This is a genomic window from Ruegeria sp. HKCCA6707 (assembly GCF_013033515.1).
Classification (GTDB): Bacteria; Pseudomonadota; Alphaproteobacteria; order Rhodobacterales; family Rhodobacteraceae; genus Ruegeria.
In genome coordinates this window covers 44,333-57,289 of sequence record NZ_WQEG01000004.1, presented here as the reverse complement: position 1 = coordinate 57,289, position 12,957 = coordinate 44,333, and the positions used below count along the sequence as shown (strand labels likewise).

11 protein-coding genes are annotated in these 12,957 nt (G+C 56.8%); 8 read left to right on the top strand and 3 right to left on the bottom strand.

The genetic code is table 11. The annotated features are described in order from the left end of the window. Window positions 1–18: 18 nt before the first annotated feature. Window positions 19–1,248 carry an ABC transporter substrate-binding protein gene (locus GOW40_RS11165; protein WP_171132394.1) on the bottom strand — a complete coding sequence of 410 codons (1,230 nt, stop codon included), beginning with the start codon at window positions 1,246–1,248 and terminating at the stop codon, window positions 19–21. Between the two features lie 204 nt (window positions 1,249–1,452). On the opposite strand from GOW40_RS11165, the gene GOW40_RS11160 reads away from it, so the two are divergent. From GOW40_RS11160 to GOW40_RS11125, 8 genes are all read left to right on the top strand, one after another. Beyond that, window positions 1,453–2,115: a GntR family transcriptional regulator gene (locus GOW40_RS11160; RefSeq protein WP_171132392.1), complete on the top strand. Its 663-nt coding sequence runs from the start codon at window positions 1,453–1,455 to the stop codon at window positions 2,113–2,115. Window positions 2,116–2,338: 223 nt separating this feature from the next. Then, entirely contained in the window at window positions 2,339–3,868 is a 1,530-nt protein-coding gene (locus tag GOW40_RS11155) for a sulfatase (RefSeq protein WP_171136627.1), read from the top strand. Window positions 3,869–3,880: 12 nt separating this feature from the next. Next, a complete protein-coding gene (locus GOW40_RS11150; RefSeq protein WP_171132388.1) occupies window positions 3,881–5,035 on the top strand; it encodes a mandelate racemase/muconate lactonizing enzyme family protein in 1,155 nt (384 codons plus the stop codon). Between the two features lie 29 nt (window positions 5,036–5,064). Next, complete coding sequence (locus GOW40_RS11145) at window positions 5,065–6,990, top strand: ABC transporter substrate-binding protein (protein WP_171132386.1); 1,926 nt, start codon at window positions 5,065–5,067, stop codon at window positions 6,988–6,990. Window positions 6,991–7,108: 118 nt separating this feature from the next. Further along, complete coding sequence (locus tag GOW40_RS11140) at window positions 7,109–8,092, top strand: ABC transporter permease (protein ID WP_171132384.1); 984 nt, start codon at window positions 7,109–7,111, stop codon at window positions 8,090–8,092. Next, the gene (locus GOW40_RS11135; RefSeq protein ID WP_171132382.1) at window positions 8,089–9,234 is read left to right on the top strand and encodes an ABC transporter permease; all 1,146 of its coding nucleotides are present in this window, start codon (window positions 8,089–8,091) and stop codon (window positions 9,232–9,234) included. The genes GOW40_RS11140 and GOW40_RS11135 overlap by 4 nt, the downstream gene beginning before the upstream one ends. Beyond that, window positions 9,209–10,261 carry an ABC transporter ATP-binding protein gene (locus tag GOW40_RS11130; protein WP_254444409.1) on the top strand — a complete coding sequence of 351 codons (1,053 nt, stop codon included), beginning with the start codon at window positions 9,209–9,211 and terminating at the stop codon, window positions 10,259–10,261. Before GOW40_RS11135 ends, GOW40_RS11130 begins: the two co-directional genes overlap by 26 nt. Continuing rightward, window positions 10,254–11,237, top strand: coding sequence for an ABC transporter ATP-binding protein (locus tag GOW40_RS11125; RefSeq protein ID WP_254444408.1), 984 nt, complete (start codon window positions 10,254–10,256; stop codon window positions 11,235–11,237). Before GOW40_RS11130 ends, GOW40_RS11125 begins: the two co-directional genes overlap by 8 nt. A 9-nt stretch (window positions 11,238–11,246) precedes the next feature. On the opposite strand, the gene GOW40_RS11120 is transcribed toward GOW40_RS11125, so the two are convergent. Together GOW40_RS11120 and GOW40_RS11115 are read right to left on the bottom strand one after the other, a co-directional pair. Continuing rightward, window positions 11,247–12,107: a carbohydrate ABC transporter permease gene (locus GOW40_RS11120; RefSeq protein ID WP_171132380.1), complete on the bottom strand. Its 861-nt coding sequence runs from the start codon at window positions 12,105–12,107 to the stop codon at window positions 11,247–11,249. Next, complete coding sequence (locus GOW40_RS11115; RefSeq protein ID WP_171230970.1) at window positions 12,104–12,940, bottom strand: carbohydrate ABC transporter permease; 837 nt, start codon at window positions 12,938–12,940, stop codon at window positions 12,104–12,106. The genes GOW40_RS11120 and GOW40_RS11115 overlap by 4 nt, the downstream gene beginning before the upstream one ends. Window positions 12,941–12,957 lie beyond the last annotated feature (17 nt).

Sequence of the window (12,957 nt, the reverse complement as noted above, 5' to 3'; positions counted from 1 at the left end):
TTCCAGTGAGAAGACGCGTTAAAACGCGTCTTCAACTGCCTCGTCCCAACGTGTCAGAACGTCTTCGCTTGGCTTTGACGGGTCAAGCAGGAAACCGGTCAGGCTGTCCCAGATCTCACCCTCCAACGGTTTGGGCCATTGCAGCAGTGCAAAGGGATAATTGATGATACCGCCTGCGCTGCGCGCCGCATCATAAGGTGCGGCCTCGGCCGGGGTGCCGCTGGCACCGTCGTCAAAGGGCGAATAGGCGGATTCGGCATCCAGCATGACCTGAAGGTTTTCGGGCTGGGCAAACCAGTCTACGTAAGTGCGCGCAGCGTCTTTGTTTTTGCTGCCCGACGCGATGGACCAGCCGATGCCAAACAGATCAAGCGCGACGCCCGATGGTTGCGAGGTCGGGATCGGTCCGAACGCAAAGTTCAGCCCGTCGATCTGCTTGAACGCCGCGATATTCCACGCGCCCTGCGGCATCATCGCAAAATTGCCACCCTGAAATTCGGTCAGCGCCGTGCTCCAGGGATCCAGCCCCGCCTGCAGCGATGGATCAAAACAGCGGGCGTCAATCAGATCGCGGATCAGGTCGATCCCCTGGTTGAATGCCGCGTCTTCGGCAAATTTCGCGTCACCTGATCCAAGCGATACAGCTGCGTTGGTTGTTGTCTCAAGCCCGTTTGCGATCAGAAAGAGAGGTGCCTGAAAGCCGCCCGTAAAGATCATCGGATTGATCCCCTCATCCGCAAGCGCACCGCAGGCTGATTTCAGTTCGTCCAATGTTGTGGGCATTTCATCGACACCAGCCTGGGCCAGCAGGTCCATATTGGCGAAATTGCCCATGCCAATCACTTCGAGCGGCATGATGAAAGCGTTGCCATTCAAGGTCAGAGCCGCCTGCAGGCTTTCGGGAATACGCCCATACCATTCGGAATCTGTACCAAGGTTTTCCAGCAGACCGGCGTTGCCCCAAACCTCGACCAGCGGCATATCAGTCATCATGACGTCTGGTGGATTTCCACCCTGCAGGCGCGGCGGAATGATCGTGTCGGTATCCAGACGCCCAATGTAGCTGAGTTCGACATCAATATCGGGGTGTTCCGATTCGAATTTCTCGATCAGTTCGGCCAAACCCGCAGGCTCTGCCTCGTTGCCTTTCCAGGCGGTGACATCCAGTGTTACAGATTGACCAAAGGCCATTGTTGCAGTGACTGCCAATATCGAACTCGCAGCCGCCAAAGCCGAGCGCTGTTTCATGGTTTCCTCCTCGTTGGGATCCGCTGGTTGCGAATCTCTCGTCACGAAAATAGCATCATTTCTAAAAAATCGTCGATTATTTTTTTCATTTAGTATATATTGTGGTTCACACCACTGATAATCTGTTTTGAACTGAAGTTGGTGTGCCTTATGGTATATGCCTGCGGAAAATCGGGCCACAAATACTAATGAAGCGGAGTGCGTATGACGATTGAGCTGAAAACAGGCGACGAACAGAAGGCCACGCTTTACCAGGCAATACTCGACGATATTTCCAGTGGAAGGCTTGTCGGCGGCCAGCGTTTGAAAATCTCGGCACTGGCTGATCGGTTTGGTGTCAGTGCAAGCCCGGTGCGCGAAACGTTGCGGCAGATGCAAGGCGAGGGCTTTGTCGAGATCCACCCCAATCGCGGCGCTACAATCAAACTGGCCGATGCCAGCACAATCCAGAACATCTTTGAAGTTCTTCAGTTGCTAGAGCCTTATTTCGTCAGTTGGTTCGCCGAGCATGCCCGCCCTGAGGACGTCGCGCGACTGAGCGAAATTCAAGAAAAAATTCGAACCTGCGGTGACGGCAACATGCTGAAATTCCGCAAGCTTGATCTGCAGTTTCACAGCGTGATCTGTCAGCACCATTATAATGACGTTGCCGCTGAAACATGGAAACGACTGCGCACGGCGCTGAACGTTCACGCTGCGCCTCTGCGCATCAGTCAGGGGCGGTTGCGGAACATTCTGAAAGAGCACGATGATCTGATCGAAGCGTTTCGTCAGAATGATCCGGAACAGGCAGATCGGGTGATCCGCACCCATGTGGACGGGTCGTTTGTGCAGATGTCGCAGCAAATGCGCGCCTTGGGGCTGTGACCTCGGGTCTGAGTACCCGGATGTGACGGCTCGCGCCGCGGATTCTCGAACTTTGACCGACTGACTTTTGCCTTTGTGCATTTTAAGTCGATTATTGCGAAAAAATCATCGACGATTTGTTATGTTTCATATTATTGTTTTTAGCATTCGATTCGACGAACTGGGGAGGAGTGACGGTCGTGGGTAGCCTTGGGCTCTTTAAGCACGGCAAGCAGGTCGGGTAATGCCAAAGGGCCAACCGAACGTATTGCTGATTACGACGGACCAGCATCGCGGCGATTGCATGGGCTATGGTGTGCGAGGTGTGAAAACACCGCATATCGATCGTCTGGCAGAGACCGGGACACGGTTTAATACCTGCATCACGCCCAATCCAATGTGTCAGCCCGCGCGCGCGGCAATTCTGACGGGCAAGCTGCCTTATTCGAACGGTGTGCGCGACAACGGGCGCAACCTGGATGAAGCTTTGGGGCAAGACGGGATGGGTGGCGTGTTTTCACGCGCCGGGTATCAGACCCATTTCATCGGCAAGGCACATTTTTCATCAAATGAGACGTTTGACGCAACCGGACGTCCAGAATGCTATACGTCGACCGCAGATTTCCCGGCAGATTGGTGCGGGCCGTACTTCGGATTTCAACATGTTGAACTAACCCTGCGGCCGCATCATCACTGCGCGTGGAACGATCCCCCCTATACGTTGCATTTCGAGAACTTTCTGAACGGTGACGGGCTTGGCCGTGCGCGTTGGCAGCGTGCGAAAGAGCAGGCGCCGCCGGCTACAGATCATCCACAAGCCTGGCGAACCCCTCTGGGTGATCGCTGGCAATCCACAACCTGGATTGGTGACCGCGCTGTGGATCTGATCGAGAGCAAGGGTGAAAAGCCCATATTTTCCTGGATTTCCTTTCCTGACCCGCATCCGCCGTTTCTGGCCTCGGAGCCTTGGTCGCAGATGTATGACCCGCAGGACGTCGTCATCGCCGAAAGCAGATCGCGAGATCTTGAGGGCCGCCCATGGTGGCACAGCGCCTTCTTGAAACACCGGCTTGCAGGCGACGTTGAGCGCGAAAATGCGGAAGGTGGCAAAAACTGGAGCGATATGGGCCGGCTGGACGAGGCCGAATTGCGGCAGATCACGGCGATTTACTTCGGCATGATCTCGGCGGTTGATCATCAGGTCGGTCGGATCGTCAAAGCACTTGAGGACACGGGCGCGTTAGAAAACACCATTATTGTTTTCGCCAGCGACCATGGCGAATGGCTTGGGGATCACGGGCTCTTGCTGAAAGGGCCGATGCTCTATGATGGGTTGCTACGTGTCCCTCTGGTGATTGCGGGGCCCGGCGTCCCGCGCGGACGGGTGATCGACGACCCGGTCTCGACCCTGGATCTGCGATCGACACTGGCAGAGCTGGCTGCAATCGACGCGACGGCAGACAATGGGTGTTCGCTGGTGCCCGTCATGACCGGCGCGGAACGCCGTGACTTTGCTTTGAGCGAATGGGAAGTCGATGCGGAACGCAGTGGTGTTTCGCTGGACCTGCGCACCGTCAGAACGCGTCGCCACCGGATGTCGGTTGATCTGAGCACCGGTGCAGGTGAGCTTTACGATTTCGACACCGACCCCTCTGAGACAACCAACCTATGGTCCGATGCGTCGCACAGACCGCTGCGCGATGAGTTGATGGACATGATCCACAGCCGACCAGACGACATGATTCCGGCAGCCCCACGCGTGGGCTGGCATTGAGAAGGACATGGAATGACTAAGATTGCCGCAATTGAACCTCTTTTGGCCCGGGTCGGGATCCGTAACCAGCTTTTGGTCAAAGTGACGACCGACGACGGTTTGTACGGGTGGGGTGAATCGGGTCTTTCCTGTCGTGAAGGCCCTGTTGCGGCGGCTGTCGAACATTTTGCCGAGTTTCTCGTTGGCAAGGATTCCCGGCAGATCGGGCGCATTTGGCAGGAAACCTATCGCAGCCAGTATTTCGAAGGCGGTCGCGTTCTGACGGCGGCAATGTCTGCCATCGACATCGCCCTTTATGACATTCTGGGCAAACGCCTTGGAGTTCCTGTGTATCAGCTTTTGGGTGGTAAACAGCGCGATGAAATCCCCACCTTCCCAAGCTGCCAGGGCCGAAACGTCGAGGAACTGCTCGGCAAAGCCAGAGTTCTGGTGGACGCTGGCTGGGATTGTCTGCGCATCTACACTGGCGAGTTCGACGGGAATGGTGAATTCGACCCAAGGCGCAATCTGAACCGCGCTGCAAACGAATTGATCGCGTTGCGCGAGGAGTTTGGTCCAGAGCTTTGTATTGGCATCGACATGCATCACCGGCTTTCGCTGGCCGAGGCCGCTGATTTCTGTGCCCGGCTGCCTCAAGGTACTTTGAATTTCCTGGAAGAACCCATTCGTTCGCAGACGCCAGACGCTTATCGGACGTTGCGTGGCATGACGAATATTCCGTTCGCCATCGGTGAGGAGTTTTCCTCGAAATGGGAGGCGCTGCCCTATATCGAAGGCGGCCTGACGCAATATATGCGGCTCGATATCTGCAATATTGGTGGGTTTACCGAAGCCATGAAAGTCGCGGGCTGGTGCGAGGCACATTACGTCGATCTGATGCCCCATAACCCGCTTGGCCCGGTCTGCACCGCGGCCACGGTTCATATGGCCGCAGCGGTCGCAAATTTCAGTTGGGTCGAAACCAGGCAGGCTCAGACTGAGTCCCTGGGTTTTCACGACCCCGAGATTTTCCCGGTTCAAGTTCCGCTGGAAGGGATCACCTACAAAGTGCCGGATCGACCTGGTCTTGGCGTCGAGGTGGACGAAGAGAAGGTTCGGAACTCGAAACCCGAACATGTCGAGCCGCCGCATCTGTGGCGGCCCGATGGGTCTGTCACCAACTGGTGACACACACGCATTAGGAGGAGGAGAAAAAGATGAGTTTGGATTTTGGACATTTACGTCCGTTGGTTACGGCGCTTTGCCTGACCGCAGCGGGTACGCTGCCGGCTTGGGCCTATCAAGAAGCGCCGGCGCTGGCCGAAAAAGTGGCAGCGGGGGAGTTGCCACCGGTTGAAGAGCGGATGCCCGATGAGCCGATGGTGATGGAAACGCTCGACAGCATTGGCGAATATGGCGGCACCCTGCGCCGTGCGATCCTTGGGGGCGGTGATCAGCACAACATTCTGCGCCAGATCGGAACCGAGCTTTTGGTGCGCTGGAGCCCCGATTGGAGTGAGGTGAAACCCAATATTGCCAAGAGCTGGACGGTGTCGGATGACGCCACGACCTATACGTTCGAACTGCGCCCGGGCATGCGCTGGTCGGATGGTGAGCCCTTTACTGCCGACGATATCATGTTCTGGTATGAAGTGTTTCTGGACGAAAGGCTGACGCCGTCGAAGCACGCGAATTTCGTTGATGCCGGCGGTCCGGTGCAGGTCGCAAAGCTTGGGGATTACACGGTTGAATTCAAATTCAACGAACCGAACGGTCTTTTCCTACAGGCACTGGCCTATGGGTTCGGCTACCCACCCGTAGTCTATCCCAAACACTATCTGAGCCAGTTCCACATCGACCACAATCCCGATGTTCAGGCTCTTGTGGATGCCGAACCGGCAGCGACCGATTGGGTTTCTCTGTTCAACCTTAAAGCGGGCCCGATGCATACGCCTCTGTTCTGGCAGAACCCGGATCGCCCGACATTGCATCCGTGGAAGGTGAAAAACGCCTATGGCTCGGTCGACCGTGTTGTGGCCGAACGGAACCCCTATTTCTGGAAGGTCGATGAAGAAGGCAATCAACTGCCCTATATCGACGGCCTGACCTGGGATCAGGTTGAAGACGCCGAGACCATACTGTTGAAAGCCTTCAACGGTGAGATCGACTATATGGCGCGTCATATCGGTCGCCCGGTGAATCTTGCCGCTCTGACCGACAACAAAGATCGTGGCCAGTATGGCTTCTTTCAGGTCGGAGACATTCCCGGCAGCCAGACCGCCTTGCTGTTGAACCTCAACAACCCCGATCCGGTGAAAAACGAGATCGTCAACATGTTCGAGTTCCGCCAGGCGCTGAGCCATGCGGTGGATCGCCAAGAGATCAACGATCTTGTGTATCTGGGTGCTGGCCGACCGGTTCAAACCGCACCGCACCCGAACGCACCATTCTATAATGAAGAATGGGCGACGCGGTATACCGAGTTTGATCCCGATCTGGCCAACGAATTGCTCGACGGTATCGGGTTGGATCAGCGCGATGCGGATGGCTTCCGGCTGGGGCCCGACGGCAACCGGTTTACGCTGGTCTTCCTGGTCGCGGATGTCTTTGGGTGGCAATACCCCGATGTGGGCGAGCTGCTTCAGGGATATGCCAAGGATGTTGGCCTTGATTTCCAGATCCGTGCCTCTGACCGGTCGCGTTTGCAGGAAATCGCGTCAGCCGCCGAACATGACGCCTATATCTGGAACTGTCCCGGCGGTCTGGTTGATGCCTATGTCAACCCGTTCTGCTACTTGCCGCGTGGTGGTGCCGTTTACTGGGCGCCGAAATGGGCTGATTGGGGGACCGACCCGAATACCGGGATCGAGCCACCCGAGCACATCAAAGAGCTGTTCGAGATCTATCGCGGTGTGACATCGACCAGTGACCCGGCAGCGCAGGAAGCGGCCTTGCTTGAGCTGATCGAAAAGGCGAACTCGCAGCTGTTGACCATTGGTTTGATCCAATCAAACGGGGCCTTTGGGATCGTGCGCAACAATGTGCGCAACTATGTGGATCCGATGCCCATCGCCGGTCAGCTGTGGACGCCTGCGCCCTATACCTCGCAGGTGTATTTCGAAGGCGGCGCCAACCTGCCCTAAACGCCAATAATTGCGTCCGGCCCATCCGGGCGTGATTTCTGCGGGGTGAGCGTGTCCTCCATTAGCTCACCCCGTGTTATAACCGCGCTGCACCGCGCCTGAAACGGAACCAAGGATCGTGCTGGGATTTCTTTACCGCCGCATACTCTACATGATCCCGACAGTCTTTCTGGTTTCGGTGGTCACCTTTCTGATCATTCAGCTGCCCCCTGGGGACTATCTGGACACGTTGGCGGCGGAACTGTCGGATCAAGGCGGGCTGGACGAGGCAACGGCGCAGGCGTTGCGTGATCAATATGGTCTGGGTAAGCCGTTCTATGTCCAATATTACAAGTGGATCACGGGGATCATTTTTGATTGGAACTTTGGCATCTCGTTTGAAAAGAACGTGCCGGTCAATGATCTGATCTGGGATCGATTGGGTTGGACCTTTGGGATTTCGGTTCTGACGCTGCTGTTCATCTGGATTGTCGCGCTGCCCATCGGGATCTATTCTGCTGTTCGAAAGTATTCCTTTGGGGATTACGCTGCCACATTGTTCGGGTTCATCGGTCTGGCCGTGCCGAATTTCCTGCTGGCTTTGGTGATGATGTATGTGGCCTTCAAATATTTCGGCCAAAGCGTTGGTGGTCTTGTCAGCCCACAATATATCGGCGAGCCCTGGACATGGGACAAGTTCGTCGATCTGCTGAAACATATCTGGATGCCCATTGTTGTGGTTGGCACGTCGGGTGCGGCGGCGCTTATCCGTATCATGCGCGCCAATCTGCTGGATGAGCTGTATCGGCCCTATGTGGTAACAGCACGGGCCAAGGGCATGTCCGAGTTTCAGCTTCTGATGCGCTACCCCGTTCGCGTCGCGCTTAATCCCTTTGTCTCAACAATCGGCTGGATCCTTCCCACGCTTGTGTCCGGCGAAATCATCGTAGCGGTTGTGATGAACCTGCCGACCACCGGCCCGCTGCTGCTGCGGGCGTTGTTGGTGCAGGACATGTACCTTGCCGGATCTCTGATCCTGATCGTCAGCCTTTTGACGGTGCTGGGCACGTTGATCTCGGATCTGTTGCTGGCATGGATCGACCCGAGGATACGGTATCAATGAGCTTGGCAGACACACAACCCGAAGCCGCAAAGCAAGCGGATGTTGCCGTGCCCGAACTGCTGGGGCCGTGGTCGCTGATGTGGCGAAAGTTCCGGCGTCACCGGGTGGCCTATGTCAGCCTCTGGCTGGTCGGTTTCATCTATGCGCTGGCGCTGTTTGGGGATTTCTTTGCGCCCGAACGTTTGGATGACACCAACCGTAGGGGCATCTTTGCACCTCCGCAGGGCATTCATTTCTTTGTGGAAAACGAAGACGGATCGAGTGAGTTTCAGCTTCACGCCAAGGCGCGCAAGGTGCAGGTCAATCAATCGACGATGCGGCGCAGCTATGTTGACGTTCCGGGCAAGATCATCCCGCTTGGCTTTTTTGTCGAAGGCTATGACTATAAGCTTTTGTGGCTGATCCCGTCCAACACCCATTTCTTTGGCCCGAAAGACCCTGATGATGTTGTCTATTTCCTTGGGGCCGACAGATTGGGGCGCGATATCCTCAGTCGGATCATCATTGGCACCAAGATCTCGATGTCGATCGGTCTTGTAGGTGTGGCGATTTCACTGGTCATCGGCGTGTCGCTTGGGGGTTTGTCGGGTTATTACGGCGGCTGGGTCGACAATGTCATCCAGCGTTTGATCGAGTTTCTGCGGTCGATACCCACCATCCCTCTTTGGATGGGTCTTGCGGCCGCGATCCCATTGGGATGGCCGCCCCTGCGCACCTATTTCGTGGTCACTATCATTGTGTCGATGATCGGTTGGACAAGCCTTGCGCGCGAGGTGCGCGGCAAGTTTCTGTCATTGCGCAGCGAAGACTTCATCGTTGCGGCTCGGTTGGACGGCTTGTCGGATTGGGAAGTGATCCGCAAGCATATGATCCCCAGCTTTTCCAGTCATATTATTGCATCGCTCACGCTTGCGGTGCCGATGATGATCCTGGCCGAAACCTCATTGTCTTTTCTGGGTATTGGGCTGCAACCGCCCATCGTGTCCTGGGGGACGTTGCTGAAAGAGGCTCAGAATATCCGCACGATTATCGAGGCCCCCTGGCTGCTGCTGGCGCCGGGCACGATGATTGTTGTGGCCGTTCTGGCGTTGAACTTCCTGGGGGACGGCCTTCGCGATGCCGCAGATCCACATGCCCACTGATATGTCCATCGCCCCGCCCGAAGGATCTCCGCTGGTCGAGATACGGGGGCTTAAGACCCATTTCTTCACCGATGACGGTGTGGTCAAGGCCGTGGAAGGCGTTGACCTGGACATCTTCGCCAATCGGACCTTGTGCATTCTTGGCGAAAGCGGTTGTGGCAAATCCATCATGGCGCGGTCGATCCTGCGGATCATTGATGCGCCGGGCAAGATCACCGCAGGCAGCATCACCTATCACGGGCGCGAAGGCGGGTCAGTGGATCTGGCCCGGGCGCGGCCCGGATCGAAAGAGCTGCGCGATATCCGCGGCAGTGACATCGCGATGATCTTTCAGGAACCGATGTCCTCGCTGGGTCCGATCACGAAGATCGGCAAGCAGATTGTCGAAACCTTGCACCTGCACCGAAACCTGAGCAAGGCTGAAGCGCGCGAGCTGGCCATCGAAATGCTGGCCAAGGTCGGTATCCCCAAACCTGCAGAGCGGTTCGAGGCCTATCCGTTCGAGCTGTCCGGCGGTATGCGTCAGCGGGCGATGATCGCAATGGCGCTGTCGTGCCAACCTCGGTTGCTGATCGCGGATGAGCCGACCACCGCGCTGGACGTGACCACCCAGGCGCAGATTCTTGATCTGATCGCCGAGTTGCAGGACGAGTTGAAGATGGGCGTCATGCTGATCACCCATGACCTGGGCGTGGTGGCCGAAGTGGCCGAGGATGTGGCCGTCATGTATATGGGGCAGATTGTCGAGAAGGGCGATGTCTACTCGATCTTCGAGAACCCGCAACACCCCTATACACAGGCTTTGCTGGCCTCAATCCCGCGTATGGGCATGACGCGGCAAAGGCGTTTGCCTGCGATTCAAGGCATGGTGCCACATCCATTGGCGCGCCCCTCGGGCTGTGCGTTCCGAACCCGGTGTAACCACGTCATCGCGGGCAAGTGTGATGCGCAGACCCCACCTCTGGTGTCGCGCGATGGCAGCGAGGTTGCGTGTTTCCTTCACGATGAGGGGGCCAAGCATGTCTGACCCCATTCTGAAGGTCCGCAATTTGGACAAGCATTTCCCGATTGGTGGCGGGTTTTTCGGCAAGCCCACAGATATCGTGCGCGCCGTCGACAACGTGTCGTTCGATGTTGAGCGGGGCGAGACCTTTGGCATCGTTGGCGAAAGCGGTAGCGGAAAGACCACGCTGGGCCGCTGTATCATGCGCGTGTTGAGCCCGACAAACGGGGACATGACGTTGCACCGGAAGGGCAAGGACTCGCTTGATCTGGTCACTGCCGACCGGGCACGCTTGACCGAATCCTGGCAGGACATGCGGATGGTGTTTCAGGACCCGCAATCATCCCTGAACCCCCGTTTGCGCGTGCTTGAGATCGTTGGTCAATGCCTGCGTAAATCCGAAGGTCTAAGCGGCAAAGCGCTGTCCGACAGGGTGGGCGGTTTGCTGGAAGAGGTCGGACTGCGCAAGGAATTCCTGATGCGCTATCCCAATGCCTTTTCGGGCGGACAGCGTCAAAGGTTGGGCATCGCGCGCGCCTTGGCGACAAAGCCCGAATTGGTCATCGCGGATGAAGCTGTCTCGGCCCTGGATGTGTCTATTCAGGCCCAAACGCTCAATCTGTTGCAGGACCTGCAAGAACAGTTCGCCCTGACCTATATCTTCATCGCTCATGATCTGGCGGTGGTCGAACATATCTGTGACCGGATCGCGGTGATGTATCTGGGTGAGATCGTCGAGCTGTCGACAACCCAGGATTTGTTCCGCGCCCCGAAGCATCCCTACACCCGAGCGCTTTTGTCTGCGGTGCCTATTCCCGACCCGCGCGCGCGTCACAAAGCGAAACGACGCTTGCCGGTCGGGGATGGCGGCGTGCCCGACAAGGGCTGCCGTTTTGCCCCGCGATGCCCACATGCAACCGAGCTGTGTCGGAACGAAACACCCAAGGCCAAACCAATGGCCGGCGCGGATGTGCTGTGCCACTATGCGGGAGAGATCTAGTGACCGGTCTCAGCCCTTCAGCGCACCGGCTGTGAGCCCGGATTGGAACTGGCGTGTCATCAGGAAATAGGTGACGACGACCGGCAGGGTTGAAACAACCACCGAGGCAAATACAAGCCCCCATTCGGTCGAATACGATCCTACAAAAGACACGATACCAACCGGCATCGTCTGCACTTCGGGATCGAAGGCGATGATGAGGGGGATGAAGAACTCGTTCCACATCCAGACACCGTTCAGGATCGAGACCGACAGCAAGCCCGGTTTCAACAGCGGCAATACGACCCGCCGAAACACTTGCCATTCCGACGCCCCATCCATGCGGGCCGCGTGGATCAGGTCACGTGGCAGGCTGGCGGCCAGCGGCGTCAGCACCAGCACACCCAGCGGCAGCCCCATGGCGATATAGGGGATGATCAGTGCAAATAGCGTACCAAAAAGCCCGACGGTCTTGAGCAGAATAAAAAGCGGCAGAATGATCGCATGGACAGGCACCAGCAGGCCCGCCACGAACAATGTGTAAAGCCCGGTCGAAAACTTGCGTTCTTTCCGAGACAAGCCATAGGCAACCATGGCCGACAGAAAGCTGGAGGCGGCAACAGCCGTTCCGGTCACGATGATCGTGTTGGGCAATGTCAGAGACAGGTTCGCCTCATCCCAGGCGCGTTTGTAGTTCGAGAAGCTCCATGATGATGGCAGACCAAACGGGTCCATGAAGATCTCGCTGACCGATTTGAACGAGGCCAGGACCATGAATAGAAGGGGCAAGATCACCCAGGCAGCGGCCACGATCAAAACCGCTGTTCGCGCTGAGGTGATCAGAAACCGTGACTTGGCGCTTGTACGTTGAACCAGTTCAGTGGAACTCATGTCTCGATCTCCCGCGCGCGCAAGACTTTGAGGATCAGGCGGCAGATCACTGCCATGACCAGCATGGTCAAAAGCGCCATGGCGACACCAAATGCGAAGCGGATTTCAGCGCTGGAGAAGGATGAACTGCCGAAAGCCGTCCGATAGATGAGCGTGCCCAGCACATCGGTCGAAAAGTTCGGCGCCCCGAGCGGGCCGGTCAGAACATAGACAACATCGAAAGTGCGAAAGGTTCCAATGAAAGTCAGGACGCTGAGCGCCGTGAATGCCGGAGAAAGCTGAGGGAAAGTGACGCGCCAAAAAATCTGACGGGTATTTGCCCCATCCATTGCGGCTGCCTGGCGCAGCTCTTCCGATACGTTCTGCAATCCCGCAAGGTAGATAATGATCGCCCAACCCAGCGAGTTCCACGCGGTCACCGCAATGACGACACCCAAAGCTGAGGTCGGATTCGACAGCCATTGCAGCGCCAGAAAATCAAGCCCCACCGATCTGAGCGCCGGATTGATCAGGCCGATATTGGGCGACAGCATCAATGTCCAGACAAACCCCGTGGCCACCAGCGACAGAATGACGGGAAGAAACAGAACCGTGCGGTAGAATTCCATAAAGCGCGGTTTTTCGTTCAATAGGACCGCAATATAGAGCCCGACTGTGTGTTGAAACACGAGGATCGCCACAAAGATCGCCGCATTGTGTAACGCTGCACGGTAATAGGGCCAATAGCCTAGAATTTCGGTATAATTCGCCAATCCGATGAACGACACATCATTGCCAAGCCCGCTCCAGTCGGTCATCGACAGGCCAAAGGCAAACAGGATCGGAAAGATCATGACTGCCAAAAAGAAAG

What these genes read in the sequence shown, in the direction of transcription:
- GOW40_RS11165 (WP_171132394.1), bottom strand. Translation starts at nt 1,248, where the DNA reads ATGAAACAGCGCTCGGCTTTGGCGGCTGCGAGTTCGATATTGGCAGTC.
- GOW40_RS11160 (WP_171132392.1), top strand. Translation starts at nt 1,453, where the DNA reads ATGACGATTGAGCTGAAAACAGGCGACGAACAGAAGGCCACGCTTTAC.
- GOW40_RS11155 (WP_171136627.1), top strand. Translation starts at nt 2,339, where the DNA reads ATGCCAAAGGGCCAACCGAACGTATTGCTGATTACGACGGACCAGCAT.
- GOW40_RS11150 (WP_171132388.1), top strand. Translation starts at nt 3,881, where the DNA reads ATGACTAAGATTGCCGCAATTGAACCTCTTTTGGCCCGGGTCGGGATC.
- GOW40_RS11145 (WP_171132386.1), top strand. Translation starts at nt 5,065, where the DNA reads ATGAGTTTGGATTTTGGACATTTACGTCCGTTGGTTACGGCGCTTTGC.
- GOW40_RS11135 (WP_171132382.1), top strand. Translation starts at nt 8,089, where the DNA reads ATGAGCTTGGCAGACACACAACCCGAAGCCGCAAAGCAAGCGGATGTT.
- GOW40_RS11130 (WP_254444409.1), top strand. Translation starts at nt 9,209, where the DNA reads ATGCCGCAGATCCACATGCCCACTGATATGTCCATCGCCCCGCCCGAA.
- GOW40_RS11125 (WP_254444408.1), top strand. Translation starts at nt 10,254, where the DNA reads ATGTCTGACCCCATTCTGAAGGTCCGCAATTTGGACAAGCATTTCCCG.
- GOW40_RS11120 (WP_171132380.1), bottom strand. Translation starts at nt 12,107, where the DNA reads ATGAGTTCCACTGAACTGGTTCAACGTACAAGCGCCAAGTCACGGTTT.
- GOW40_RS11115 (WP_171230970.1), bottom strand. Translation starts at nt 12,940, where the DNA reads ATGATCTTTCCGATCCTGTTTGCCTTTGGCCTGTCGATGACCGACTGG.